Source organism: Achromobacter sp. Marseille-Q4962 (genome assembly GCF_943737005.1).
Lineage (GTDB): Bacteria > Pseudomonadota > Gammaproteobacteria > Burkholderiales > Burkholderiaceae_B > Achromobacter.
The window spans coordinates 39,002-63,435 of sequence record NZ_CALSFU010000006.1 but is presented as its reverse complement, the minus strand read 5'-3'; the positions used below and the strand labels follow the sequence as shown (position 1 = coordinate 63,435).

General features: G+C 67.7%; 21 protein-coding genes and 1 pseudogene. 7 read left to right on the top strand and 15 right to left on the bottom strand.

Translation table 11 applies throughout. The annotated features are described in order from the left end of the window. The first annotated feature begins 156 nt into the window (after nt 1–156). Nucleotides 157–1,227: an NERD domain-containing protein gene (locus NGJ44_RS06670; protein WP_251863475.1), complete on the top strand. Its 1,071-nt coding sequence runs from the start codon at nt 157–159 to the stop codon at nt 1,225–1,227. Next, on the top strand, nt 1,109–1,792 hold the full coding sequence (locus NGJ44_RS06665) for an ATP-binding domain-containing protein (RefSeq protein ID WP_251863474.1): 684 nt from the start codon (nt 1,109–1,111) through the stop codon (nt 1,790–1,792). The genes NGJ44_RS06670 and NGJ44_RS06665 overlap by 119 nt, the downstream gene beginning before the upstream one ends. Here the strand turns inward: NGJ44_RS06665 and NGJ44_RS06660 are convergent. The 4 genes from NGJ44_RS06660 to NGJ44_RS06645 all read right to left on the bottom strand — a co-directional run bounded on the left by NGJ44_RS06660 (nt 1,789) and on the right by NGJ44_RS06645 (nt 6,589). Next, nucleotides 1,789–5,244 (bottom strand): TM0106 family RecB-like putative nuclease, encoded by a 3,456-nt coding sequence (locus NGJ44_RS06660; RefSeq protein ID WP_251863473.1) that lies wholly within the window; start codon nt 5,242–5,244, stop codon nt 1,789–1,791. The genes NGJ44_RS06665 and NGJ44_RS06660 overlap by 4 nt on opposite strands. A 60-nt stretch (nt 5,245–5,304) precedes the next feature. Beyond that, nucleotides 5,305–5,946: a LysE family translocator gene (locus NGJ44_RS06655; RefSeq protein ID WP_251863472.1), complete on the bottom strand. Its 642-nt coding sequence runs from the start codon at nt 5,944–5,946 to the stop codon at nt 5,305–5,307. An 86-nt stretch (nt 5,947–6,032) separates the two neighbouring features. Beyond that, nucleotides 6,033–6,209, bottom strand: coding sequence for a hypothetical protein (locus NGJ44_RS06650; RefSeq protein WP_160318615.1), 177 nt, complete (start codon nt 6,207–6,209; stop codon nt 6,033–6,035). Further along, nucleotides 6,206–6,589 carry a hypothetical protein gene (locus tag NGJ44_RS06645; RefSeq protein WP_053246494.1) on the bottom strand — a complete coding sequence of 128 codons (384 nt, stop codon included), beginning with the start codon at nt 6,587–6,589 and terminating at the stop codon, nt 6,206–6,208. Before NGJ44_RS06645 ends, NGJ44_RS06650 begins: the two co-directional genes overlap by 4 nt. Before the next feature lie 271 nt (nt 6,590–6,860). Between NGJ44_RS06645 and NGJ44_RS06640 the strand changes: the two genes are divergently transcribed. The 3 genes from NGJ44_RS06640 (at nt 6,861) to NGJ44_RS06630 (ending at nt 9,623) form a co-directional block, all read left to right on the top strand. Beyond that, complete coding sequence (locus tag NGJ44_RS06640) at nt 6,861–7,418, top strand: NAD(P)-binding domain-containing protein (protein ID WP_251863471.1); 558 nt, start codon at nt 6,861–6,863, stop codon at nt 7,416–7,418. A 60-nt stretch (nt 7,419–7,478) separates the two neighbouring features. Beyond that, entirely contained in the window at nt 7,479–9,011 is a 1,533-nt protein-coding gene (proP, locus tag NGJ44_RS06635; RefSeq protein ID WP_053246492.1) for a glycine betaine/L-proline transporter ProP, read from the top strand. Between the two features lie 345 nt (nt 9,012–9,356). After that, the gene (locus NGJ44_RS06630) at nt 9,357–9,623 is read left to right on the top strand and encodes an acetyl-CoA hydrolase/transferase C-terminal domain-containing protein (RefSeq protein WP_160318614.1); all 267 of its coding nucleotides are present in this window, start codon (nt 9,357–9,359) and stop codon (nt 9,621–9,623) included. 131 nt (nt 9,624–9,754) lie between these two features. Here NGJ44_RS06630 and NGJ44_RS06625 read toward each other — a convergent pair whose 3' ends face one another. Genes NGJ44_RS06625 through NGJ44_RS06600 form a run of 6 tightly spaced genes read right to left on the bottom strand, consistent with a single transcriptional unit; the run spans nt 9,755 to nt 14,785 of the window. Then, nucleotides 9,755–10,393, bottom strand: coding sequence for an SGNH/GDSL hydrolase family protein (locus tag NGJ44_RS06625; protein WP_053246495.1), 639 nt, complete (start codon nt 10,391–10,393; stop codon nt 9,755–9,757). Between the two features lie 30 nt (nt 10,394–10,423). Next, entirely contained in the window at nt 10,424–11,935 is a 1,512-nt protein-coding gene (locus NGJ44_RS06620) for a 5-methyltetrahydropteroyltriglutamate--homocysteine methyltransferase (RefSeq protein ID WP_251863470.1), read from the bottom strand. A 19-nt stretch (nt 11,936–11,954) separates the two neighbouring features. Next, a complete protein-coding gene (locus NGJ44_RS06615; protein ID WP_251863469.1) occupies nt 11,955–13,517 on the bottom strand; it encodes a hypothetical protein in 1,563 nt (520 codons plus the stop codon). 21 nt (nt 13,518–13,538) lie between these two features. Further along, nucleotides 13,539–14,075 (bottom strand): hypothetical protein, encoded by a 537-nt coding sequence (locus NGJ44_RS06610; protein ID WP_251863468.1) that lies wholly within the window; start codon nt 14,073–14,075, stop codon nt 13,539–13,541. 45 nt (nt 14,076–14,120) lie between these two features. Next, the gene (locus NGJ44_RS06605) at nt 14,121–14,483 is read right to left on the bottom strand and encodes a DsrE family protein (protein WP_053245124.1); all 363 of its coding nucleotides are present in this window, start codon (nt 14,481–14,483) and stop codon (nt 14,121–14,123) included. 56 nt (nt 14,484–14,539) lie between these two features. After that, complete coding sequence (locus tag NGJ44_RS06600; protein ID WP_053245125.1) at nt 14,540–14,785, bottom strand: sulfurtransferase TusA family protein; 246 nt, start codon at nt 14,783–14,785, stop codon at nt 14,540–14,542. 463 nt (nt 14,786–15,248) lie between these two features. Here NGJ44_RS06600 and NGJ44_RS06595 point away from each other — a divergent pair. Next, nucleotides 15,249–15,483 (top strand): annotated as a pseudogene (locus tag NGJ44_RS06595) (MBL fold metallo-hydrolase); the annotation flags it as partial. Between the two features lie 38 nt (nt 15,484–15,521). On the opposite strand, the gene NGJ44_RS06590 reads toward NGJ44_RS06595, so the two are convergent. The 3 genes from NGJ44_RS06590 to glmS all read right to left on the bottom strand — a co-directional run bounded on the left by NGJ44_RS06590 (nt 15,522) and on the right by glmS (nt 21,352). Then, a complete protein-coding gene (locus tag NGJ44_RS06590) occupies nt 15,522–18,473 on the bottom strand; it encodes an autotransporter outer membrane beta-barrel domain-containing protein (protein WP_251863467.1) in 2,952 nt (983 codons plus the stop codon). Nucleotides 18,474–19,215: 742 nt separating this feature from the next. Continuing rightward, nucleotides 19,216–19,506: a hypothetical protein gene (locus NGJ44_RS06585; protein WP_251863466.1), complete on the bottom strand. Its 291-nt coding sequence runs from the start codon at nt 19,504–19,506 to the stop codon at nt 19,216–19,218. Nucleotides 19,507–19,519: 13 nt separating this feature from the next. After that, nucleotides 19,520–21,352 (bottom strand): glutamine--fructose-6-phosphate transaminase (isomerizing), encoded by a 1,833-nt coding sequence (gene glmS / locus NGJ44_RS06580; protein ID WP_053245129.1) that lies wholly within the window; start codon nt 21,350–21,352, stop codon nt 19,520–19,522. 151 nt (nt 21,353–21,503) lie between these two features. Between glmS and NGJ44_RS06575 the strand changes: the two genes are divergently transcribed. Next, a complete protein-coding gene (locus NGJ44_RS06575) occupies nt 21,504–21,992 on the top strand; it encodes an Lrp/AsnC family transcriptional regulator (RefSeq protein WP_053245130.1) in 489 nt (162 codons plus the stop codon). Nucleotides 21,993–22,004: 12 nt separating this feature from the next. On the opposite strand, the gene NGJ44_RS06570 is transcribed toward NGJ44_RS06575, so the two are convergent. Further along, nucleotides 22,005–23,063: a glycosyltransferase family 4 protein gene (locus tag NGJ44_RS06570; protein WP_053245131.1), complete on the bottom strand. Its 1,059-nt coding sequence runs from the start codon at nt 23,061–23,063 to the stop codon at nt 22,005–22,007. Beyond that, nucleotides 23,060–24,382 carry a UDP-glucose dehydrogenase family protein gene (locus tag NGJ44_RS06565; RefSeq protein WP_251863465.1) on the bottom strand — a complete coding sequence of 441 codons (1,323 nt, stop codon included), beginning with the start codon at nt 24,380–24,382 and terminating at the stop codon, nt 23,060–23,062. The genes NGJ44_RS06570 and NGJ44_RS06565 overlap by 4 nt, the downstream gene beginning before the upstream one ends. Nucleotides 24,383–24,434: the final 52 nt, after the last annotated feature.

Here is a 24,434-nt window from a genome sequence, read left to right as displayed (position 1 = left end):
TATGGGTCCAACATCATGCCCTCCTCGACAATGCGACAGGCGCATTCTGGAGAGGCATTCGGACAAATCCTGGCGCAATGTCGGACGAAATAGGCATGTGAGAGAATCCCGCTGGCTTCGCGGCCCGGCGAATGCCCATCCGGAGAACATGCGCGTATGGCTCGGATCTACCCCGACGATATCTTTCACGGCCCCCTCTGCGGCATGCCGGCCGGACTGCAGCGCGAACTCGACATCCTGCAGCGCCTGCGCGACACGCTGCCCGACGCCTACAGCCTTTTTCACAGCGTGGAATGGCGCTCCGTCTACCAGGGCCGCGACGCCGAAGGCGAAGTGGATATCGTCGCCATGAACCAGGCGGGCGACCTGTTGTTGCTGGAGATCAAGGCAGGCCCCATCGAGGAGGCCGCGGACGGCCTCTACAAGCAATACGGCGCGCATCGCAAGAACATCGGTCGCCAGTGCCGCCGCCAGCATGCCGCGCTGCTGGCGCGGATACGCGAGCTCGACCGGCCGCCCCGCATCGGCCACGTGCTCCTGCTGCCCGACTATCGCATGCTCGGCGCGGGCAGCGCCGCATATCCGCGCGAGCGCATCATCGACGCCGCGGATTTTCCCGACCTGGCGGCGCGGCTGTGCGCCGTCCTGCCGCAGGGCGAACCGAGCGGAAACAGCGCCCGGGTCCGGGCATTTCTGCTCAACTGGTTCCAGGTGGCTCCCGCCCTGGACGTGCTGCGCGACCAGCTATCGAACGTCACGCAACGCCTCGGCAGCGGACTGGCCGCCTGGGCCACGCGAGTCGACGCTCCCAGCCGCGTCCTGCGCATACAGGCGACGGCCGGTTCCGGCAAGACTCAGCTTGCCCTGCGGCTGCTGCACGACGCCGCGGACCAGGGCCAGCGCGCCCTGTATGCGTGCTTCAACCGGTCGCTCTCCGAACAGATCGGCCGGCTGGCTCCGCCACGAGCAACAGTCTCCACCTTTCACGAACTGGCGGTCGATCATTTCCGGCGCGCGGGGCGCGCTGGATTTCTCGGCGCCGGACGCATTGCGGCAAGCCGCGCAGCGCTACTGCGAAGATTCGGCATCGTTCGAGCCGCAGCACGATGTGCTCATCATCGACGAAGGGCAAGACTTCGATCCGCACTGGACGGTTGCCCTGCGTCGCCTGCTGCGGGAGGAAGGACGCTTCTATTTTCTGGAAGACGAAGACCAGCGTCTCTATGAGCACCCGCCCTGCGACATTCCAGAAGCCGTGGTATTGCACTGCCCGGACAATTTCCGCAGCCCGACTTCCATTGTGGACAGCATCAACGTGCTGCGGCTCACGCCCCGGCCCATCCGCGCCCTGGGGGCGTATGCAGGCCGCGAGCCGGCCATGTCGGCCTATGACGACGAGGACCAGATGCTGCTGCGGACCGCGCAGGCGGTGCGCGGCTACCTGGACGAGGGTTACGCGCCGGGCGACATCGTGATCCTCAGCTACCGCGGCCTGGCGCGTTCGCACCTGCTGGGGCAGGCCGAGCTTTGCGGCCATGGGCTCAGACGCTTCGCCGGATACGATGCCGCGGGCGCTTCCCTGTGGACCGAGGGCGCCATCCTGGCGGATACGCTCTTTCGCTACAAGGGCCAGTCCTGCCCGGTCGTGGTGCTCACGGAGGTGTCCTTCGCCGAACTCGGCGAGCGGGAACGGCGCCGGCTGTTCGTCGGTCTTACGCGGGCGCGCATGGCCGCCACGGTCGTCATGGACCGCCAGGCCGAGGCGGCGCTCGGCCGCGCCCTGCAGGATTAACGCCCGTTGGCGCCGGAAGGCGTCTTGTGCGGGCCCCGAGCCCCGCCGGCGCCCCCCGTCTCTCCCAGTTCGGCCACCCAGCACAGCGTATTGACCAGCGCCATCTGCTCGGGCGTGCGGCAGCGCACCGACAGCAACGCCGGACTGGCGACGAGCACGGCGAGCGATTTGGCGCGCGAGATCGCCACGTTAAGGCGATTGCGGCTGAAAAGAAACTCCATGTCGCGCGGCATGGTGGCGCCGCTGGAGGTCGCCATGGAAATGATGACCACCTGGGCTTCCTGCCCCTGGAACTTGTCGACGGTGCCCACCCGCGCGTCCGGCGGCAGCGCCGCCTTGAGCGCGTTGACCTGCACGTTGTAGGGCGCCACCACCAGCACATCGTCCGCGCCCAGGCGCACGGCACGGCCCGCGCCGTCGTCGTAATGCTGCGCGCGCAGGCTGGCGTACAGGGCCGCCACGCGCCGCGCCTCTTCCGGACTGGACTGCGCATTGCCCTCATGCGGCACGGGCACATACACGATGCCGCTTTCGCGCAGCGCCGGATCGGCTCCGGCCGACAGCGCCAGCCGCTGCGACCGCGTGGCCTCGGCCGCGCGCAGCCTGCCGTCATAGATGGCGCTGGAAACAAAGCCGCAAATGGCCGGATGCATGCGGTAGGAGGTGTCGAGGAAAATGCCGCGGTCGGGCGCGATCGTGGCCTCGCCGTCCAACAGGTACTCCAGGGTGGACTCTCCCGAACGGCCGGGGTGGCATCCCTGCGTGGGCTGCCCGAGCTGCATCTGGTCGCCCAGCAGAATGATGTTGCGCGCGCACAGCCCCACCGCCACCAGATTGGCCAGACTGACCTGCCCCGCCTCGTCCACGAACAGGTAATCGAAACGGCCCTCCATTTCCGGGCGGCTGAACAGCCAGGCCGTGCCCGCCACCAACTGGTGCCGCGCGGGATCGATTTTCTTGTTGTCGAACACGTCTTCGATGCAGTCCCCGCCCAGACAGGTATCGTCGCCCGGCGCGCCGGACTTCTTGGCCCCCGCGAACACGAACCCCTGCTCGCGGGCGGCTTTCTCCACGCCAGCCAGCAGGTTGTTGATGGCGTGATGGCTGTTGGAGGTGACGGCCACGCGCTTGCCCTGCCGCAGCAGATGCACCAGCAGGCGCGATCCGATGTAGGTCTTGCCCGCGCCCGGCGGCCCCTGCACGAAGAGCGCGCTTTCGTCGAGCGCGGCGACCAGCGTCACCGCCTGTTCGAGCAAGGGGCGGCCCGGATCGATCAGGGGCCGGCCCGGTTCCACGCCGTGCAGGCGCGGCGCTTCCCGGCGCAGCAGCGCGTCCACCGCGCGAAAGCGCGTGGGCGCGCGTGCGCCGGCTTCCAGCAGCGCGTCGGCGTAGCGGAACACGGCGTCGGCGAGCACTTTATTGTTGATGGGCTGGTCCGGCCCTGCCGCCAGCCGCGGCGGCGGCGGCTCGGGCTTCGCCCACGTGAAAGACAGCGTACAGGCGCGCGGGTCGATCTCCAGCTTGTTCAGCTTCTGTCCGCCACGGATCTCCCGGCAGGACGCGCCCGTGCGCAGCTTGGTTTCCTGAGGCGGGTAGCGGTAGGTGTAGCGCAGCGAACGCCCTTCCTTGAGCAGGGGCGCATCGTGGTCGCGCACCAATCCGCCCAGGCACTCGCTGTCTTCGACCAGCTCCGCGTCGCTGGCCTCGGCGCGCGCGAAATACGCCCACCATTCCGGCTTCTGCTCGCGCCGGTGAAAATCCAGCAACTGAAAGACCAGCGCGCGATGCGCCTGGTCCGCCGTCCAGGCCGGCTCCTCGTCGGGCAGGCCGTCCAGCAGCGGCTCGCGGTAGCGGTCCAGCCGCGCCTCGGCCTCGGTCTTCGCGCCCGCCTCGAAGCGCGCCGCCTCGATGTCCTGCTGGCCGCGGTCGTTCGCCCAGGCCAGGTCCTGCGGCCGGATCTGCCGCAGCCACTCGCGCAATTGCCAGGTGGACACCACGTCGTCGCGGTTGTAGTCTTCAATGGCCTGCAGCAGCCGCTCGTCGCGCTCCGCGCGCCAGCGCTCGTAGAACACGATGCTGGCGCCCGCGTTGGTCACGCCGCCCTCGCGCCGGGGCCGATAGAAATGCTCGATGGACTTGATGGAATAGCTCGGCTCGGACACGCGCAGCGCCTCGCGCACCACCTGGTACAGGTCCACCAGCTTGTGCATGCGCAGCAGGCTGTCCACCTCGGCCTCGCGCGTGCCGTGCACCGACATCAGCCGCTTGATGGCCGTCTCTTCGTAAGGCGCGTAATGGTAGATGTGCGCATCCGGGTAGCGGCGCAGCCTCTCGACCACGAAATCCATGAAGCGCTCGAACGCCGCCTTTTCTTCGCGGCGGTTGTGCGCCCAGAACGGGTGGAACGCCTCCCGGCCGCCATCGCGCACATAGACGCCGAACAGGTATTCCAGGCCGCCGTCTTCCAGCGGATCGCCTTCCATGTCGAAGAACATGTCGCCCTCGTCGGGCCGCGGCATGCGCTCGAATCCCCGCAGCCCCGGCTCCGGCCCGCGCGGGATCAGTTCGTAGTAACGCCCGCCCTCCTCGCGGGCACGCAACTGCAGCGCCGCCTGCGCGCGCAGCCGCTGCAGCGTCGTTCCCTCGAGCAGCGGCACGGCGGTGCCCGGCGCCAGGCGGCCCAGCTGCGCCAGCGTGCCGATGCCGCCCGCCTGCAGCTTGCGGATCTGCTGGCCGGTAATGTTGGCCACCTGCGAAAGATGGTCGTCGGCCTGCCACTGCTCGTCGCAGAGCGCGCTCCAGCGGCATTGCGCGCATTTCTCGCAGGGCTCGGGATAGGTCTGCGCGCCCTTCGCGCCGACAAAGGCCTCGAAACCCGCCAGCACGCGCCGGAAATAATGCGCGTAGTCGGACACGGCAAAGCGCTGTTCGACGCCGTTGCCCAGCACCACGCTCATGTGCCTCGGTTCGGCGCCTTGCGCCAGTCCCAGCAGCCAGGAATAGAAGGCGAGCTGCACCACGAATTTCGCGCGCGGGCTGCGCGCGAGCTTGGTGTCGGCCGCCTCGTAACCATGGCCGCCCAGCGCCGAGGGCCGCGCCACCCTGAGCAGGAAATCCGCATGGCCCACATAGCTGCCGTGGCGGAACGCCGCCTGGTAGATCGCCTCCGCGCCCTCCCGCATGGCGGCCTCGGTGCGGCGCAGCCGCGCCTCGAGACTGTCGCCCGCCTCGCTCACGTCCACGATGCGCAAGCCCTGGACACGCAGCTTCTCCAGATAGGCCCGTTCGTGCTCCAGCCCCTTGGCCTGGACGAGCGCGAGCGGCTCGTCTTCCTGCGCCAACGGCAGCGGCGTCTCCAGGTGCCGCAAGTCGAGCGAGGTCAGGTGCCCGCACTCCAGGAAATTGACGATGTCGGAGGCGGAATAGAGAATCTGGTGGCCGAGTTTCTGCATACGGCGGATGTTACCGCCGCATTCGGACAATATCCGGCGAGTGCGGCCGGCGGCCCGGGCTCACCGGGCCGGGCCGCCCCGGCTGAACACCACATAGCCGGCGACCGCCAGCATCGCCGCGCCCAGCGCCCCTTCCTGGACGCGCAGGAACCACGGATTGCGGCCCAGCCAGCCACGGATGCGCGAAGCGCCGTAGGCGAAGCCCGCGCCGGTGGCCAGCCCCATGGTCTTGGAAAACACGGCCAGCGCCAGCATCTGCAGCCATACCGGCCCTTGCGCGGGGTCCGTGAACTGCGGCAGGAACGCCACCAGGAATATGAAGACCTTGGGATTGAGCAGGTTGGTCATGAAACCCTGCACATACGCATCGCGCCCCGCGCCGCGCGCGACGCCCGCCGCCAGCGCGCCGCCGCGCCGGCAGCGCATGAGCGCCTTGATGCCCAGGTACGCCAGGTAGACCGCGCCGGCCAGCTTCACCGCCATGAACAGCGCGGGAGACTGCTTGAACACCGCCGCCAGGCCGAGCACCACCAGCGGAATCTGCACCGCCCCCGCCGAAAACGTGCCCAGCACGCTGTACCAGGCCGTGCGAAAACCCTGCGTCATGCCGCGCGTCAAGGTAAGCGCCATGTCCGGGCCCGGCGTGAGCTTGAGCGCGAGATCGGCGGCCAGGAACAGCAGGAAGAGTTGCAGCGAGGGCATGCGGGCGGATGGGCGAAAACGGCGGATCGCGCCATTATGCACCGGGCCCGGCGGCCGGCGGCGTCGCGCAGGCCGCCGCTGCGCCCTCAGTTGAACACGTCGATCATCATGCCCACGCCGCCGCCGATCATGGCCCCGGCGGTGCCGTCGCCGCCGCTCGCCTTGTCCACGCCGGCGCCGATCAGGCCCCCGGCGGCGGTGGCGCAGCCGATGAGCAGCGCCAGCGGCAGGAGCATGGTTGCCAGCCATCGCGTCGTTTTCATTTTTTCTCTCCTTGCATGGGCGCCTGCCGCTTGACGATGTCCTGCCAGATCACGCCCATGACCGGCATGCCGCGCCGGTCGGGATGCGCCTGGTACCACTGCGTGATGCGCGCGTCGATCTGGTAGAGATTCAGATCCTTGACCGCGGCCGTGATGCGGGTCCCCGCCGGCGGCGGCGAGAGCTTCTCGCGCCGCGCGTAGGCGTCTTCCGCGATGATCATGTTAGCCACGCCCACCAGGAACGCCCGCCTTTCCGTGTAGTCCGCCGACAGCCACTTGTTGCCATCCACGACGATGGCGCTGGTGTTCTGCGCCGACGCCGCCGTGGCGGCCGCGACGGCCAGAACGGCTATCCATATCCGATGTCCTCGACATTCCATGGAAACCTCCTCGCTGGTGCATCCCTGACCGCGGGACAGGGCCGCGGGCGGCGCCGCGGCATCGATCCTGCAATGGGGTGAATCACGCTGCGTCGCGACCCGTCCGCGCCGCCTTCCGGGTCCGGCGTGCAAAACGATACCAGCACGGCCGGAAGCTGTATACGGACCTTCGACGCCAGCGCCCCGACGGGCGCGGCCGGCCGGGCAATGCCGCCTTTCGCTATCGCTGGTGCAGCGGCCCCGCGCACCCGACCGGAAAAGGAACCTTTCCATGAACACGCGCAGTTCGGATACCCTGGGCGTCGTCGGACTCGGCGTCATGGGCGCGCCCATGTGCGCCAATCTGTTGAAGCAAGCCGGCCGCCCCATGGCGGTCCACGGCACGGCGGCCGCCGCGGTGGAGGACGCCGTGGCCCAGGGCGCCGCCGCGGCACAAGTCACCGTCAACGCCTTCAGCGCCCCGGTCTGCGTTGCGCCGGGCAACATGGTGCTGGCAATATCCACCGCCTGCGAAGCCCAGCGGCTGGAGCCGGACGGGAACGGACCCGTTCCCGCCGCGCTGCGCCGCAGCCGTCGGCGGGACTGGGTTACCGCGGCGCCGTCGGACACGCGGCATGAGGTGCCGGGCGACGGACGGCAGGGATCCGGGCCGTCGCCGTCACTGGAAACGGCATTGCCTCCGGGGCTGCCGCGCCAGCGTGCGGGCCTCGGCGTCGGACGCGCGCGCCTGGCCCCGGGTCAGAAATGGAATTCCCGCGTTGACGAGTGTTACCAATATGCAACGCCGGGCCGGAAGAGCCGCCGTATCATCAAGACATCTCGCAGATGACGGCCAGCAAGTGTTTCTCGTCCGCGGGCGCGGCGCCCGCCTTCCATGGGAGATTCCGGTATGACAGAAGCCTCTTCTTCCGCCCCGCCCGTCCGGCCATTGCAGATCGACGACATCACCGTCATCGACAACACCAAGCTCAAGAAGGCCGTCACCGCCGCCGCCCTCGGCAACGCCATGGAGTGGTTCGACTTCGGCGTGTACGGCTTCGTCGCCTTCGCGCTGGGCAAGGTGTTCTTTCCCGACGCCGCGCCCGCCGTGCAGACCATCGCGGCGCTGGGCACGTTCTCGGTGCCTTTCCTGGTGCGGCCGCTGGGCGGCGTCTTCTTCGGCGTCATGGGCGACCGCTTCGGGCGGCAGAAGGTGCTGTCGCTCACCATCATCATCATGGCGATCAGCACGTTCTGCATCGGCCTGATCCCCTCGTATGAATCCATCGGCCTTTGGGCGCCCATCCTGCTGCTGGCCTGCAAGCTGGCCCAGGGCTTTTCAGTGGGCGGCGAGTACACGGGCGCCGCCATCTTCGTGGCCGAGTACGCGCCCGACCGGCGGCGCGGCTTCCTGGGAAGCTGGCTGGACTTCGGCTCCATCGCCGGCTTCGTGCTCGGCGCGGGCCTGGTGGTGCTGCTGCAGTCCATCCTCGGCGAACAGACCTTTCTCGACTGGGGCTGGCGCGTGCCCTTCTTCGTGGCCGGACCGCTGGGCCTGCTGGGCCTCTATCTGCGGCACGCCGCCGAGGAAACGCCGGCCTTCGCGCAGCAGCTCGAACTGATGGAACAGGAAGACCGCGACGCCGTGCAGGAACGGCCCAGGATCTCCTTCCGCGAAATCTTTTCCAAGTACCGCAAGGCCTTGCTCATCTGCATCGGCATGGTGCTGGTGACCAACATCACCTACTACATGCTGCTCACCTATATGCCGACCTATCTCTCGGGCAGCCTGGGCTACTCCGAGCAGCACGGCGTGCTCATCATCGTCGTGGTCATGATCGGCATGCTGTTCGTGCAGCCCGTGGTGGGCTTCTTCAGCGACAAGGTGGGCCGCAAGCCGTTCCTGTTCGTGGGCAGCCTGGGCCTGCTGGCGCTGTCCGTGCCGGCCTTCCATTTCATCGGCAGCGACAACACCGGCCTCATCTTCCTGGGGCTGCTCTTTATCGCCGTGCTGCTCAACTGCCTGACCGGCGTCATGGCCTCCACCCTGCCCGCGCTGTTTCCGACGCGCATCCGCTACAGCGCCCTGGCCAGCTCCTTCAACGTGGCCATCATCGTGGCCGGCCTCACGCCCACGGTGGCCGCGTGGCTGGTGGAAGAAACCGAGAACCTGATGATGCCCGCCTTCTACCTGATGGTGGCGGCCGTCATCGGCATCGTCACGTCGTTCTTCCTTCCCGAAACCGCCAACCGCCCCCTGCGCGGCGACACCCCCAACGCCGCCAGCGCGCGCGAGGCCAAGGCGCTGCTGCGCCAGGCCTATGAGCATATCGAGCAGAACGTGCAGGACGTGGACGCCGAGATCGCAAAGCTGGAGGAAGAACTCGAAGCGCTGCGCCAGCGGCGTCAGCGTCTGACGGACCGGCATCCGCATCTGGAGTGAGGGCGCGCGCCCATTGCGGCGGCGCCCTCGGATGATGCGCCGAGGCCGCCCCCGCCCAGGCGGCGCCGGCCAATACGGCTTTTTCGCCGACGGAGGAAGAAGTGGCCTGTGCACGGCGGCCAGTGCAAGCCTGTGACGATGCGCTGACGCGCGGCATCGGCGCGATCGACTTCGAAGGCAAGATAGTGGACGGGCCGTTGCTGAAGCATTCGCAAGCCATTCTCACGGCGGCGCAACAGCCATGATCAGAACCGAGTCTCTGGACAGGCTGGACCTGTCCGGCCAGGCGAATGCCGAGGCCATCGGCTCGCAGCACATCGGCGCGGTGGGAGGCCAGGTGAATACGTGCGTGCGGCCGTGTACTCCGGCGGCGTGTCGATCATCGTCCTGGCCGCAACCGGGCGCCATCGAGAAAGCAATACCGTCTCTCTCCTGTCGGGACCCGTCACGACAGCGCGCAGCGACGTCGATCTCATCGCCACCGAGCATGGCGTGGCGCAACTGCGCGGGCTCAGCCTGCGGCAGCGCATCCGGGCCATGATCGCCATCGCGGCTCCGGAACACCGCGTTACCCTGCTGCGCGCGGCACGCCAGATCTGGAGCGACTTGTGAACCTGACCGACGCAGTGGTCTTCGAAACCGCCGATGACGGCATCGCCATCAGATGAGGCGAAGTCGTGAAATTCTCCGGGGCAAAGGTGGATTGACGTGGTGTCGAGCCGCTGGCGTGCGCGGATGCCGTGTCACGCCAGCAGCGTCTCCACCACCCCGCTCACGGCGTCCGCCAGCGCCAGATGCTGATCCAGGTCGAGGTGCACGCCGTCCACCTTGCTGGAGGTAATCACGCCGCCCGCGTCGAAGAAGTGGCAGCCCGCTTCTTCGCATGCCTGGCGATAGGCTGCGGCCAACCCTGCGCATTTGCGGTCGCCGCCTTCGAACTTGGGCGCGATCGGGCCCTTGGGAGTCTGGATGGCGGGCGGCGCGATCACCAGTATGGGGGGAACCGGCATGCCCGGCTCGATGGGCGCGGTGCGTATCGCGTGCACCAGCGCCAGGATGCCGTGCGAGGCATGCCAGGCGTTGTGCGCGTGCATGGACTGGAAGTCGTTGGTGCCAAGCATGAGAATGACCAGCGCCAGCGGCGAATGGATTTCGATCCGTTGCGCCAGCCCCGCCAGGCCGTTGCGGCCGGGTTTGAACGGATCGTCCCACACCGTGCGCCGGCCGTTGAGGCAGTCTTCGATGACGCGCACCCGCCGGCCGGCGGCGCACAGGGCCGTCTCCATCGCGCCCGGCCACCGCTGCTCGAACGGCAGGCGCCTGCGGGTAGTGGGCACAATGCCCCAGGACAGGGAATCGGAATAGACGAGAATGTGCTGCATGGCGGCTCCGTGGCGCGCGGCCGCCATGCGTCAATCGAAGCGCCTGGCGGCCTGCGCGATGACCTGCAGTTTCTGTTGCGCGATCCGCGCGGAACAGATCGGATTATCCGCGAACGTAGCGAAGCCGCAATCCGGGTGCAGCAGCAGCCGCTCCCGGCCGAACAGCGCGATGCCCCGCTCGATGCGGGCCGCCACCGCATCCTCGCTCTCGATGGCCTGGTCTTTCTGGTTGACCACGCCGATGCCGATGCGCGCATGCCCGGGCAGCGCCTTCAGCATGGCCACGTCGCCCGCGCGCGGCGTGCACATCTCCAGCAGATAGGCGCCCACGCGCACCTGCGCCAGCGTGGGCAGGAGCGGCGCGTAGTCGCCGGACAGCGCCACGCTTTCGTCCGGCGTCCAGTTGCCGCGGCAGACGTGCAGCGCCGTGCGCTCCTGCGGCATGCCTTCCAGCACGGCGTTCAGCAGGTCGCGCGCGAAAGCGAGTTCCTGCTGCGGCGCCAGCGATTCCGACAGCGCGCCGCACATGAAGCTGCGCTTGTTCTTGGGGCCGGAAAACACGACCTCGGACAGGACCGGCTCGTCGAACTGCACCAGCGCGGCGCCGGCGTCGAGCAATTCGGCCAGCTCTTCGCGCAACACGCGCACGATATCGGCCGCCAAGGCCTCGCGGCTATCGTAGGCGCGGTCGGAGATGCATTCCATCCACATGGTCCGCGTGAGCAGATAGGGGCCGGGCAGCGCCACCTTGACTGGCTTGCCGCTGACCGAGCGCGCAAAATCGACTTCGTGCGCCACCAGGGGGCGCGAGCGCGACAGGCGCCCGAAAACCGCCGGATGGCGCACCTGGCCGGCCGGAATGTCGAGCGCGCGCAGTTCCGCCGCGAACGCCTCGGGGTCGTCGACCAGCGGCAGCAGATCGGTCAGCGGAATGAGCTGGCAGTTGTCCAGGCGCGACGCCACGAAGCTGGCGTAGCTGTCGCGCCGCTGCTCGCCGTCGGTAACCATGTGCACGCCGGCCTTCTCCTGCGCGGCGATGGCCAGCCGTACGGCGTCGTCGGCGGTTTCGTGAAAGGCGGCTTCGGACAGGCGGCCTTCCACGTGCGCGTGCATGGCGTCGATCATCCAGCGCGGGCGGGGCCAGCTTCCCATGCCAGTGACGGCCAGGGGCGGCACGGGCGGGGCCGAGACGGCCTCGCGACGCGCACGCGGCGACGGGCCGCCGGACGGCATGGCCGCCGGAGCGGCCGATGCCAAGGCCGCCACCGGCGCGTCCCGCTCGGACAGCTTGCCCTTGCAGACCAGGAAACTGCGCTGGCCATCGCGCCTGGTCCACGAAACCAGTTCGTTGCCGGTGAGGCGGCACCAGGCGGGCAGGTCTTCGTCCACCGAGATCTCGCGCGACTGGATCTCCAGCAACCCGCCGCGCGGCAACGGATCGATGTGCTTGCGGATCAGCAACAGCAGGCCGTTGCCGCAATCGAGGTCGCCGCCGTCGAAACTGACGTCGGGCGCGTGGCTGTGATGGTTAACGGGTTCCATAGGTGCTCCTGTGTCCGGATCAGCGGCGGCGCCTGCCCCATTCGAAACCGACGCCCAGGCACGCCAGGGCGAGGATGGCGATGAAGACGATCGTCGAAGCCGTCCATTGCGCGCGGGCGGACGGCGCGGCGGGCGCGGCTGCCGGCGCGGGCGGGGGTGCGGACGCCGCGGCGGCGCCCGGGTCGGCGCGTTGTGCGGCGGCGTAGGTGCGGGCCAGCATGGCGCGGCCGAGGTCGAACAGAATGGCCTGGCCGGCCACGCGCCCCTGGCCCAGCACGAGGTCGACGTTGCCCACGTCCGGCCCGCCCAGGTTGATCGAACGCGCGCCGCCGCGGTCCTCCACGTGCCAGCCGGTGACCTTGCCGTCCGCCACGGCATCGACCACGATCTTGAAATAGCCTTCGGGGCCGGCATAGGCTTCTCCGGGCCTGAGACGGATTTCTTCCTTGTTGACCAGCATGAAGCCGAACTGGTGTCCTGTGGGGCAGCCGACCGGGTAGCTGGCGTACCGCGTGTCGCGCGCGTAGTCCTGGCCGTAGCGCAGGCTGTAGACCTTGCCGTAGACCTTCAGGTTGGCCTTGCCGCCCTCGAAGGCGGCGGGCCAGGGCGAGAGGAAAGCCGCCATGTCGCCGTCCTCGAACACCAGCGCCTTGCGCGCGCCGGTATCCTCGATCAGACGTTCAGGCTGAATCGGCCCCAGCGTGCGCGCATGGGTCACCTTGCCGTCCTGCAGCACTTCCAGGCGCACCGTGCCCTGCGCCGCGTCCACCGCGGCCACGCGCACGGCGCGCGCGCCGACCTGCCATTGCGCGCCGGCGGCGGCCGGCCCCGCATGCACTTTTTCTTCCGCGTACAGCAGCCGGTCGGTGCGTACGCCGCTCAGCCAGTCGAACACCATCTTCTGCGGCGTGATCTCGCGCGCCTGCCCCTGGTTATACAACTGGCTGAAGCGGTTGCCCCACCAGCCGGTTTCGCTGGCCGACAGAATGGGATTGCCGAATGCCCATTCCCAATCGGTGCCCGAGATGCTGCGCACATGCAGCGCGTGGTTGGCCATGGTTTCGTGCCCGACCGTGGCGTAGTAGTGATAGACCTGGCCGCCCACGGCGACGCTGCCGCCGGCCGGGATCGCGACGTTCTCCTGCACTTCGATCGACATGTCGTAGTCGATGTAGGTCGTCATGCGCCCCAGCACGGGCACCTGCTCGCCGCGCAGCGCCACCTCGCCGCCCCAGGTGTCCTCCACGTAGTACAGCCCGCCCGGCGGGATGACGACCTCGCCGTTCTCCACCCGGCTCTGGCGGATGACCACGCCGTCGTACTTGGGAATCTTGCGGCCGAAATCGTCGGTGACCATGCGGTATTGCGGCAGGCCGGGCAGGCCCGGCACGTAGGCCGGCTTGACCGGCCGCTCGGCCATCAACGACAGCGGCGGCGGGGCGATGGGCCCGGACGCGATGGGATGCGCCAGCGGCAGGCCGGGCCGCGCCGGCGTCAGGACGGCGGCATGGTCCACGGCGGCAAGAACGGATGCCGCGTGCAGGCAGGCCAGCGCCGCCACGGCGGCGTAACGGGTTTTCATGCGCAGTCCTTTTCCGGAGGATCAAGCCCGGGCGGCGGAGCCGGACGAGCCCGGCTTGCGCGGCGGCGCCGCGCAGGCGCCGGCGCGCCGGGACAGGTACAGCACGCCCCACCCCGTCAGCAGCAGGGTGTTCAGGGCAATGAGCGACTTGGGCACGTCGGCCAGGAGGCCGCCCGCGATGCCCAGCCCGACCAGCGACAGGGCGGGCGCCAGACAGCTCACGCACAAGACGGACACGGCCAGCACCCCGCTGCCGGCAGCCACCCCGGCCGAGGCCGCGCCGCCGCGGCGGCCGACGGCCAGCGCGAACGCCATGAAGGCCAATGCCAGGCCCACCGTGATAGCGGTGAAGTACTCCTGCTTGCGCACGAAGCTGATCGCCCAGGCCTGCGGGCGCTCGTAGGCCAGCGTGCCGCCGGCGGCGAACTCGCCGGGCAGGAAACCGCACGCTTCCGCCGCGGCCGGGGTGGCGGGCACCTCGAACACGGCATAGCTGACGGCCGCATAGCCCAGCGCGGCCAGAAGAAAGACAATGCACATCAGGCGACGGGGAATCATGGGAACCCTCCCGGCGGGTGGCGGGGCGGGACGCGCCCCGAGGGATCAATAGCAGATGCTGGGCGCACCGTCGCTCATGAACTCGACCAGCTTGGCGCCGCCCACGATCTTGGCACCGGCGACCAGCTTGTTCTCGTCCAGCCCGCGTTTCTTGAAGCAGGGCGAGCAGACATAGATCTCGCCGCCGGCGGCCGCGAAGCTGTCCATCAGCTCCTTCAAGGGCGCGAAGCCTTCTTCGTGGATATCGTCGGCGTAGCCCTGCTGCGACAGACGAGTGCCTTCGATGGACAGGAACACCACGGTCTGCTTGTCGGATGCGACGGCGGCATTGGCGACGACGAAGGCCACCGTGGCCTTGTCGGTATCGTTCTTGGAGCAACTCAGGGAAACGACGAATTTTCCAGCCATGGCGATTCTCCTTTGGCGACAATGAAAAGAAGGCGGCGAGAGAAGCGCCGCCGTTCCTACCAATCCGGCCGGGACCGTATCCAGAACGTGTGGGTCTCGGGCTCGTAGCGTTCCAGCTCGTTGCGGGTCATGCGGCAGAACGCCGGAATATCGTGTATCGCCCCGGCGTCATGGGCCACGACGCGCATGACCTTGCCGGGCATTTTCTTCAGATGCTTGCGCAGCTTGAGGATGAGCTCGCCGCAGCCCATGTGGCCAGCATCCCAGAAATCGTCGCCTTCGTTGGGCGTCAGTGCAGGCATGGGGCAGGTCCGGACGAATATCGCCACGCGCTCCGGGGCGACGAGGCCCCGAACGCGCAAAGCCGGGTGCGGCCAGCGGGCATTGCTCCGCCGCGCTCAGGGTCGACGACCTTGAGCCGCGCGCGCGGCAGGCGCATGAGGAAAAACGGGCCGGAAGAAAAAACAGGCAGTCATCATGGCAAGGACCTTGCACAGTAACCAGGGGAAGCAGCCGGGCGGCCGCGGGTTTATGCATATTACCTGTCCGGCGGGAAAGACAAAAGACTTTGCGCCGGAACCCGAGTTCTTGCTCATCAACACGGTGGGCGCCGCGGGCATTGGTGCCCGCCGCACAACAGTGCGCTTCCCGCGGCGGGTCTACCGGGCGCAACACGCCAGACCTGCGATGCCTTCGTCATTTCTCCCGACGCAAGGACTTCCATGAACACGCACGACCCGCGGCGCGCTTCGCCGCCATGCCGGCCGGCTGACCTTCGCCGGCGACGCCATGTCCCCGGTGGGATTCGATCACCCCGAATGGCACAACGGCTTCGAGCACGACCCCGAGGAGTCCGCCCGCGTCCGCATCGCCCTCCTGCGCGAACTGGCGGAAAACCGCGGACTGCTCGTCGCCGCCCACCTGCCGTTTCCGTCCGTGGGCCGGGTCGCAAGCCAATGGCGAGGCGTTTCGCTGGGTGCCGGTGATGTGGGACTACTGACTGCGGCGCAGGCGCCTGCGCCGCCCTGCTGGGCCGGACTAGAAGCGCACGGCCAGCGTGAACAGGCCCGACTGCTGCCGGCTGCCGCCGCCGAACTGCGCGTCGTAGGCGATGCCGGCCGTCGTGTTGCGCGCGATCGTCATTTCCGCGCCCAGCCCGAACACCGCGGCGTCACGCGCGATGGGCACGCCTGCCACCGAGAAGGTGCTGCCGCCGTCGAAGGCCAGCTGCTGCTTCGGCTTCACGTCGCCCATTGCATGGCGCCAGCCCAGCGATGCGGTCAGGCGGCCCGGGGCATGGTCCGCGCCGAACGCCCACGCGCCGCGCAGGCCCAGCGTGGTGCTCGTCACATCGTCGGTGCGGCCCGATCCGTGCAGCGCGGCCGAGCCGCCCGATTCGTCGAAGCCGCGCGTGCGCAGGTGGTTCCACGCCATGCCGGCGTATGGCTCCACGGAATAGGCGTCGCCCACCGGCAGCCTGTAGCCCAGCTCGGTGAACACTTGCGTCGATGAGCCGTGATAGGACGACTCGAGCCGCTGGCTCAGGCTCCCGGCCGCCACGTCGCGTTTCATGTCGATATCGTGCCAGGTGTAGGCCGCGCCGGCCATGAAGCGGAACCGGCCCGGACCGGCCCGGAAACTCCGTCCGCCGAACAAGGTCGCCGTATAGCTGTCGACATCCGTGCGCGACGACGTGTTGGCGATCGAACTATGGCTGCCGATGTAGCCCAGCGCGCCGCCCAAACGCCAGCCGCCGCCCACCGCCCCGTCGCCGCCGACGAAGAGGCCGCCGTCCGATTGGCGCACGCGGGAAGCGTTGCCGTCGCCCGCGAAGGTGCGCCAATTGCCGAATACCTGCGCCCAGACCGGATGCGCGCCGCTTTGCGGCAGGGCCTCGGACGACGGCGCACCCAACTGGGCCGTGGGGCTTCCGGCCAGTGCCGGCGCGTCGAGGTTGCCGCGCAAACGGGCCAGCGGCAGCGTGCGCACGGTATCCCCCAGGCTCTGCAATACGCTGGCGGTGCTCGCATAGGCTTCGCCGGAAAGCATGTTCAAGGCCGAGCGCGCCTGTTCCGGCGTCATGGCAAGAACCGCCGTCGCCACCTGGCTGGCGCCGCTGCCTTCGGCCGCGTTCGCGACCGAACCCGTCAGGGTCTGGTTGCCATCGCTCGCCGACGGGGATGTCGCGCCGGTTGTGCTGCCGGCCGGCGCGCCGCCGTTTCCGGCCGAAACCGATGCGCCTGCCCCCAGGGACGCTTCATGACCGACGCTTGCGGAGGCGTTTTCGCTCGAGGACGATCCGGTCCCGGCCGACGACGCAGCGCTTTCGCCGCCGGACGATCCGTTTCCGGCCGATGGCGAAGCGCCTCCCGCCGCGGGTGGCGCTTCGCCATCCAGCGCGCCGCCCACGGCGCTCTGGTTTCCGGTGTCGCCCACGCTGCCGATCGGCACGTCGTTGCGCGTCAGCGTCATGAACGCATTCTTGGCGTCATAGCTCAGCGTGGGAGTGAGGAACGCATATGCGCTCGATGCGCCTGTGAACCGGCCCTGTATGCCGCCATCCGCCGTCAGGATGTTGTAGGTCGTGCGCGGCGCATAGTTGCCGTCGGGCCCCACATGCGCCACCGTGCCGTCGAGGCGGGCAACGCCCGTGACGTGGATGCGGTCGCTCGCGCTGCCCGCGGGGTCGGCATGCACGCGATAGACGGTATCCTGGCCGAAGGCAAGATCGCCGTTGACGGTGAGCGTGCCGATGGGCGAGCCGTCGTTGCCCGGGGAGACGACCGCCGTGGGATAGAGCGTGGTGCTGCCCACCTGGCCCACGCCCGCCAGCACGACTTCGCGGCCGATATCGATGGGGCCGTTCAGTTTGCCGTCGATCTCCAGCGCGCCATCGGCGATCAGAATGGGGCCGGACAGGCCGCTGCTGTCGGCCCTCAGGATCAGCGAGCCCGGACCGGTCTTGACGAAGCCGCTCGTGCCTTGCAGCGGGTTGTCGATGGTGTCGACGAATTGGCCCGAGGCATAGGTGCCGTCGCCGACGACCAGGGCCGGCGGATTGCCGCCGTTGGCCACCAGGGTAATGGGCGCGCCTTGCACACGGTACCGGTCGGTGGCGAACTGGATGCCCGACACGCGCACGGAACCGGCTCCGCCATCGACAGTCACCGTGCCGGCCGCGCCGGTGAAAATCGCGTATCCGCCATCGGGCAAGGCTCCTGCGGCATTGGTCGGGCTATTCCAGTTCGTGCCCGCCGCAGACCACGTACCGTCGCCGCCGCCCGCTCGCGTGGCCGACGCCGCGCCGTTGCCGTTCCACAAGTTCGTCGTGCTCGGCCCCAGGATGAGATTGATCTGTTTGTCGCCGGTCAGCGACTGGATGGCCGCCGCCGGCACGGAGTCGCCGGTCACCGCGCCCAGCGACAGCCCGTTGCCGCTCAGCGTGCCGCCGTACGACAGGATGCGGTAATAGCCGGCGTTGACGCCCAGCGTATTCACCGAAACATTCAGCGTCGTGTTATTGAGGCTGACGTTGCCGCTCACGGTGATGTTGTCGCCCGTGCCGGGTTGCGTAATGGGCAGCCCCGCATAGCCCGTCTCGAAATCGAACACGGCATTGTTCATCGACAGATTGCCGTTGACCACGAGGTTGCCGTTGGAAACCCCGGTGGGCGTGCCGACGGCATACCCGGGCGCGACGCGCGAATTGCCCGTCACGCTCAGATCGCCATTGATCGAACCGAAACCCGCAATCACGCCATTCGACGCGGCGGAGACGTTCCCGCCGATCGCGACGCCCGCCCCGCCGCCATTGCCGCCGACCACCAGCGTGCCGCCGCTGACATCGACCCCGCCGGGGAAGCTGGCCGAACCGTCGAATACCTGGGTATTGCCCGGCGCAACCGTCAGGTCCGCGGCCGTAACGCTACCGCCATAGGACGCGCTCAGCGCGAACGTCGCGGCCAGCCATTTCTTCGTGCCAGATAACAATGTGGTTCCTCCCTGTCTCGATGTCCCGACTCCATACCCGCGCATTACCAGATCGCTATAAACGTATCCTTACGTAATAAACCAATCCGGACGAATGGGATGAGCCTTCGGAAAAAAAGGAGGCAATGTATACCTATTTTTTTGCGGTACCAACAATTAATGGGGAGACAATGCGTAGATTATCGAGATGGCACGAATGGATACCAACCACGGTCGCTGATTAATAAAAACGGATACCATCCTGCTCATTTTGGATGGCGTTCATGGACACCATCCTTCGGTCAAAACGGCACGCAGCGGATACCATCCGTATCTACGCGCCTGCCCGCTCGCCACGCGCTTTTCGGTCGCGACTTGGAAACAAATGGATACGATCAGGCGATGACGATGGGCGCCCGGCCCACTTGGCCTTCACGGGGCGACAGGCTTCGGAATGCCCGGAATGCAGACGGCCCCGGCGCTCCGGAGGCCGATCTTCTTTGCGCATCAGCACATCGCAGGCAGCCGAAACTCCGCGGCCCTGCGCCAGTTCCATGGTTATTCTCTTGGCGTTGGCGGTTTCCGCTTTCCTTGCCTTTCGCCCAGATACCTGTTTGGCAATTACCGGGGCTGCCGGGACGATCGGCTCCTGCTTCGCAGGTGCGCAGCTCGCGCGCTGATGCATAATACCGAGAAATGCCGTATCAAATATCTCGGCAGCGGAAATCCGGTTATATCAGCAGCGCCCGTCCAGCAAAATCCATTATGAGAACTCAGCCAGATCGCAAGGATTCCAGACGCCCGGCGCATTATCCTTGAAAATCAGGAGAATGAGATTTGAATATAAATTTCCACAGATTCCCGGATAACAGAACAACTGATATTGGCGCGCAGCCCCAGCAATCGCGCGTGCGTCGACCGCCGCGTGCGCGGACAGTCCGCCCCGGCTCCAGGCCGCAACCGGCCCTTTCTCCCCGATCTCCGCACCAGAAACAAAACAGGCCGCATCCGCGGCCTGTCCCATTTCTTTCCTGACAACAGGAAGAACGATCAATCCACAACCACCCTCACTCCACCGTCACACTCTTGGCCAGATTGCGCGGCTTGTCGACGTCGGTGCCGCGCGCGCAGGCGGTGTGGTACGACAGCAGCTGCAGCGGAATGGTGTGGAGGATGGGCGAGAGTTTGCCGTAGTGTTCGGGCATGCGGATGACGTGCATGCCTTCGGCGCTCTGGATCTTGCTGTCGGCGTCGGCGAAGACGTAGAGCTCGCCGCCGCGCGCGCGGACTTCCTGCATATTGGATTTCAGTTTTTCCAGCAGGGCGTCCTTGGGCGCGATGGTGACGACGGGCATGTGCTCGGTGACGAGCGCGAGGGGGCCGTGCTTGAGTTCGCCGGCGGGATAGGCTTCGGCGTGGATGTAGCTGATTTCCTTGAGCTTGAGCGCGCCTTCGAGGGCGATGGGGTAGTGCATGCCGCGGCCGAGGAAGAGCGCATTTTCCTTGGAGGCGAAGCGGTCGGCCCAGGCCATGATCTGGGGCTCGAGCGCGAGCACGGAGCCGATGGCGGCGGGCAGATGGCGCAGGGCCTTGAGGTGTTCGGCTTCCTGTTCGGCGGTGAGGCGGCCGCGCGACTGGGCGAGCGCCAGGGTGAGCAGGAACAGCGCGGTGAGCTGGGTGGTGAAGGCCTTGGTGGAGGCCACGCCGATTTCGACGCCGGCGCGGGTGATGTACGAGAGCTTGCACTCGCGCACCATGGCGCTGGTGGCGACGTTGCAGATGGTGAGGGTGTGCTCCATGCCGAGCGAGCGCGCGTGCTTGAGGGCGGCGAGCGTGTCGGCGGTTTCGCCGGACTGCGAAATGGTGACGACGAGCGAGCGCGGGTTGGGCACGCTGTCGCGGTAGCGATATTCGCTGGCGATCTCGACGTTGACCGGGATCTGGGCGATGGATTCGATCCAGTACTTGGCGGTGAGGCCGGCGTAGTAGCTGGTGCCGCAGGCCAGGATGAGGAGCGAGTCGATCTCCTTGAAGATCTTGTAGGCGTCGTCGCCGAAGAGCTCGGGAGTGATGCTTTCGATGTCCTGCAGGGTGTCGCCCACGGCGCGCGGCTGCTCGAAGATTTCCTTCTGCATGTAGTGGCGGTAGGGGCCGAGTTCGGCAGCGCCGGAGTGCACGTGCACGGTGTGGGCCTGGCGCTCGACGGGACGGCCGTCGGCGTCGACGATCCAGACGCGCGAGAGCTGCAGGTCGGCGACGTCGCCGTCTTCGAGGTAGATGATCTGGTCGGTGGTGCCGGCCAACGCCAGCGCGTCGGAAGCGAGGAAGTTCTCGTCCTTGCCCAGGCCCACCACCAGGGGCGAACCCTGGCGCGCGCCGACGACGCGGTGCGGCTCGTCGCGGCAGAAGACGGCGATGGCGTAAGCGCCCTGCAGGCGGCGCACCGCCTGCTGCACGGCTTCGAAGAGGTCGCCGGCGTAGAGGTGGTTGACCAGGTGGGCGATGACTTCGGTGTCGGTCTGGCTTTCGAAGACGAAGCCGGCGGCCTGGAGTTCGGCGCGCAGCTCGTCGTGGTTCTCGATGATGCCGTTGTGCACCAGCGCGATGCGCGGCTCGTCATTGCCCAGGTGCGAGAAATGCGGGTGGGCGTTGTGGGTGGCGGGCACGCCGTGCGTGGCCCAGCGGGTGTGGGCGATGCCGGTAAAGCCGGACAGGTGATCCTGGGCGACCTGCTCGGCCAGCTCGGCCACGCGCTGGGTGCTGCGGGTGCGGCGCAGGTGTCCGTCGAGGTAGACGGCCACGCCGCAGGAATCGTAGCCGCGGTATTCCAGACGCTTGAGGCCTTCGATGAGAATAGGGGTGATGTCGCGCTGGGCGACGGCGCCAACAATGCCGCACATGGGAAACGACTCCGGAAAGTTCAATATGGACCGCATTGTGCGCGTGAAGACAAGAAATTTGATTTCTTTATCTACTATGTAATGACAGATTATTCCCTTACATATTTGTGATTAAATTATATTTCATTGAATCAATATTATTGAACGAATCATGCAAAATCACGAGCCCGCGCTCCCCGATCTGGACGATCTGGACCTGCGCATCCTGGATCAACTGCAGGAAAACTGCGCGCTGACCAACCAGGATCTGGCCCAGCGCGTGCATGCCTCGCCGCCCACCTGCCTGCGCCGGGTGCGCCGGCTGGTGGAGGAAGGCGTGATTTCGCGGCAGGTGGCGATCCTGGCGCCGGAGAAGCTGGGCAGCACGCTGACGGCCATCGTGGAGGTAACGCTGGACGTACAGGCGGCGGAACGGCTGGCGGAGTTCGAGGCCGCGATGCAAGCCGAGCCGGCGGTGCTGCAGTGCTACCGCGTGTCGACAGGGCCGGATTTCGTGGTGATTGCGCAGGTGCGCGACATGCCGGCGTATCACGCGCTGGTGCACCGGGCCTTTACGGCGGCGGCCAATGTGCGCAACGTGCGCACGTTTTTCTCGGTGCACCGCGCCAAATTCGAAACACGCATCAATGTGCGCGGCTGAGGCGCGCGGCCTTCAGCGGCGCGCGAGCAGGGCCTGGAAACGCGCGAGGTAGCGCTCGCCCATTTTCTGCACGTCGTGCTCGTCGCGCACGTAGGCGTAGGCGCGTTCGGTGACTTCCCGGCGGAATGCGGCATCGTCCAGGCAGCGCGCCATACCGGCGGCCAGCGCCTGGAAGTCTCCCACCCTGCACAGCACGCCGCGCCCGTCGGCCAGGCTTTCCTTGAGGCCGCCGGCGTCGGTGGACACCACGGGCACGCGCTGCAGGAAGGCGTCGAGCACGCTGCTGCCCAGGGCCTCCTCCTCGGAGCTCATGACGAACACGTCGAGGATGCTGTAGAAGTCTTCCACGCCCTTGCGAAAGCCGGCGAAGCGGTAGATGTCTTCGATGCCCAGCAGGCGGGCTTCGTCGCGGGCCTGCCGCTCGCGGTCGCCGCCGGCGCCGAAGTGCAGGAAGACGAAATCGCGCCGGGTCTTGGCCAGCTCGCCCACGGCCCGCACCAGCGTGACGGGATCCTTGTCGCGGATGAGAGCCGCCGAGGTGGCCAGCACTTTCTTGCCCTCGAGGCCGAATTCGCGCACCAGGGCCTGCACGTTGGCGGCGTCGATCTGGTGCGGCTCCACGGCGCTGCGGATGATGACGGGCTCGATGCCCAGCCGCCGCGGTTCGCTGGCCGCCATTTCGCTGATGGCGACGAAGAGGTCGGCGTGGCGCCATTTGAAGCCGGTTTTCCACTCCTCGTTCGGCTTGACCACGAAGGAGGTGCGCCGCGAGAACGCCACGGGCCGGCGGTGCAGCCACTTGGTGAGCACGGCCCAGGTGATGGTGTTGGCCGTCTGGGCGTGGAGGATGTCGTAGCGGCCGGCGCCGGCCAGGAAGCGCAACTGCGCGGGCACGTTGCGCAGCGCATGGACGGTGTAGCCTTCGGCGCGGGCGCGCTCGGCCAGCGGGCCGCCGGCGCGGCACATCAGCTCGACCTCGTGGCCCGCCTTGCGGAAGGCGCGCATGCAATAGAGCGTCTGGCGCTCGCCGCCGCGCCAGCCTTTTTCGAAGTTGAGCTGCAGGATCTTCATGCGCGGCCGATGCCCGAGTAGTCGAAACCCAGGGCGCGCACGTCGGCCGGGTTGTAGAGATTGCGGCCGTCGAGAATGAGCGGCGTCTTGAGCAGCGCCTTCACGCGGTCGAAGTTGGGCGCGCGGAACACCTTCCATTCGGTGACGATCAGGAGCGCGTCGGCGCCGTCCAGTGCGTCGTACATGTCGCGCGCGAAGCTCACGCCGGGCTGTCCCACCAGGACGCGGGCCGCTTCATGCATGGCCACGGGGTCGTAGGCGCGCACTTCGGCGCCGCGCCGCGTGAGCTCGGCGATGACGGTCAGGCTGGGCGCTTCGCGCATGTCGTCGGTGTTGGGCTTGAAGGCCAGGCCCCAGAGCGCGATCTTGCGGCCGCGCAGGTCTTCGCCATAGCGGTCGACGAGCTTTTGCGCCAAGCGGAACTTCTGCGCGCGATTGGCGGCCTCGACGGCCTGGATCACGCGCATGGGCAGCGCATGTTCGGAAGCGGTGTTGACCAGGGCCTGCACGTCCTTGGGGAAGCAGGAGCCGCCGTAGCCCGCGCCGGGGTACAGGAAATGGTAGCCGATGCGCGGGTCGGCGCCGATGCCGCGGCGCACCTGCTCGATGTCGGCGCCCAGCGCCTCGGCGAGGTTGGCCATTTCGTTCATGAACGAGATACGCGTGGCCAGCATGGCGTTGGCGGCGTATTTGGTGAGCTCGGCCGAGCGCACGTCCATGACCATGAGGCGGTCGTGCGTGCGCTGGAACGGTTCGTAGATGCGGCGCATGACGCCGATGGTGAACTCGTCGTCGGCGCCCACGATGACGCGGTCCGGGCTCATGAAATCGTTGATGGCGGCGCCCTCTTTCAGGAACTCCGGGTTGGATGCCACGCTGAACGGGATATCCACGCCGCGCGCGGCCAGTTCGCGCGACACCACGGCCCGCACCTTGTCGGCGGTGCCCACGGGCACGGTGGACTTGTCCACGATGAGCTTGCGCGAGGTCATGTGCCGGGCAATGTTGAGCGCCGCGGCCAGCACGTACTTGAGGTCGGCCGAGCCGTCCTCGCCGGGCGGCGTGCCCACGGCAATGAACTGCACGTCGCCGAAGGCCACGCTCTGCGCCACGTCGTCGGTGAACGACAGGCGGCCGGCCTCCACGTTGCGGCGCACCAGCTCTTCCAGGCCGGGTTCGTAGATGGGGATGCCGCCCTGGCGCAGCAGGTCGATCTTGGCCGAATCCAGGTCCAGGCACATGACTTCGTTGCCCATGTCGGCCAGGCATGCCCCCGACACCAACCCTACGTAACCCGTGCCCACGACGGTGATTTTCATGCCCGAACGCCTTTCAGATAGGTAAGCTTGCGCGCCCGGCCGGTAAAGCCGG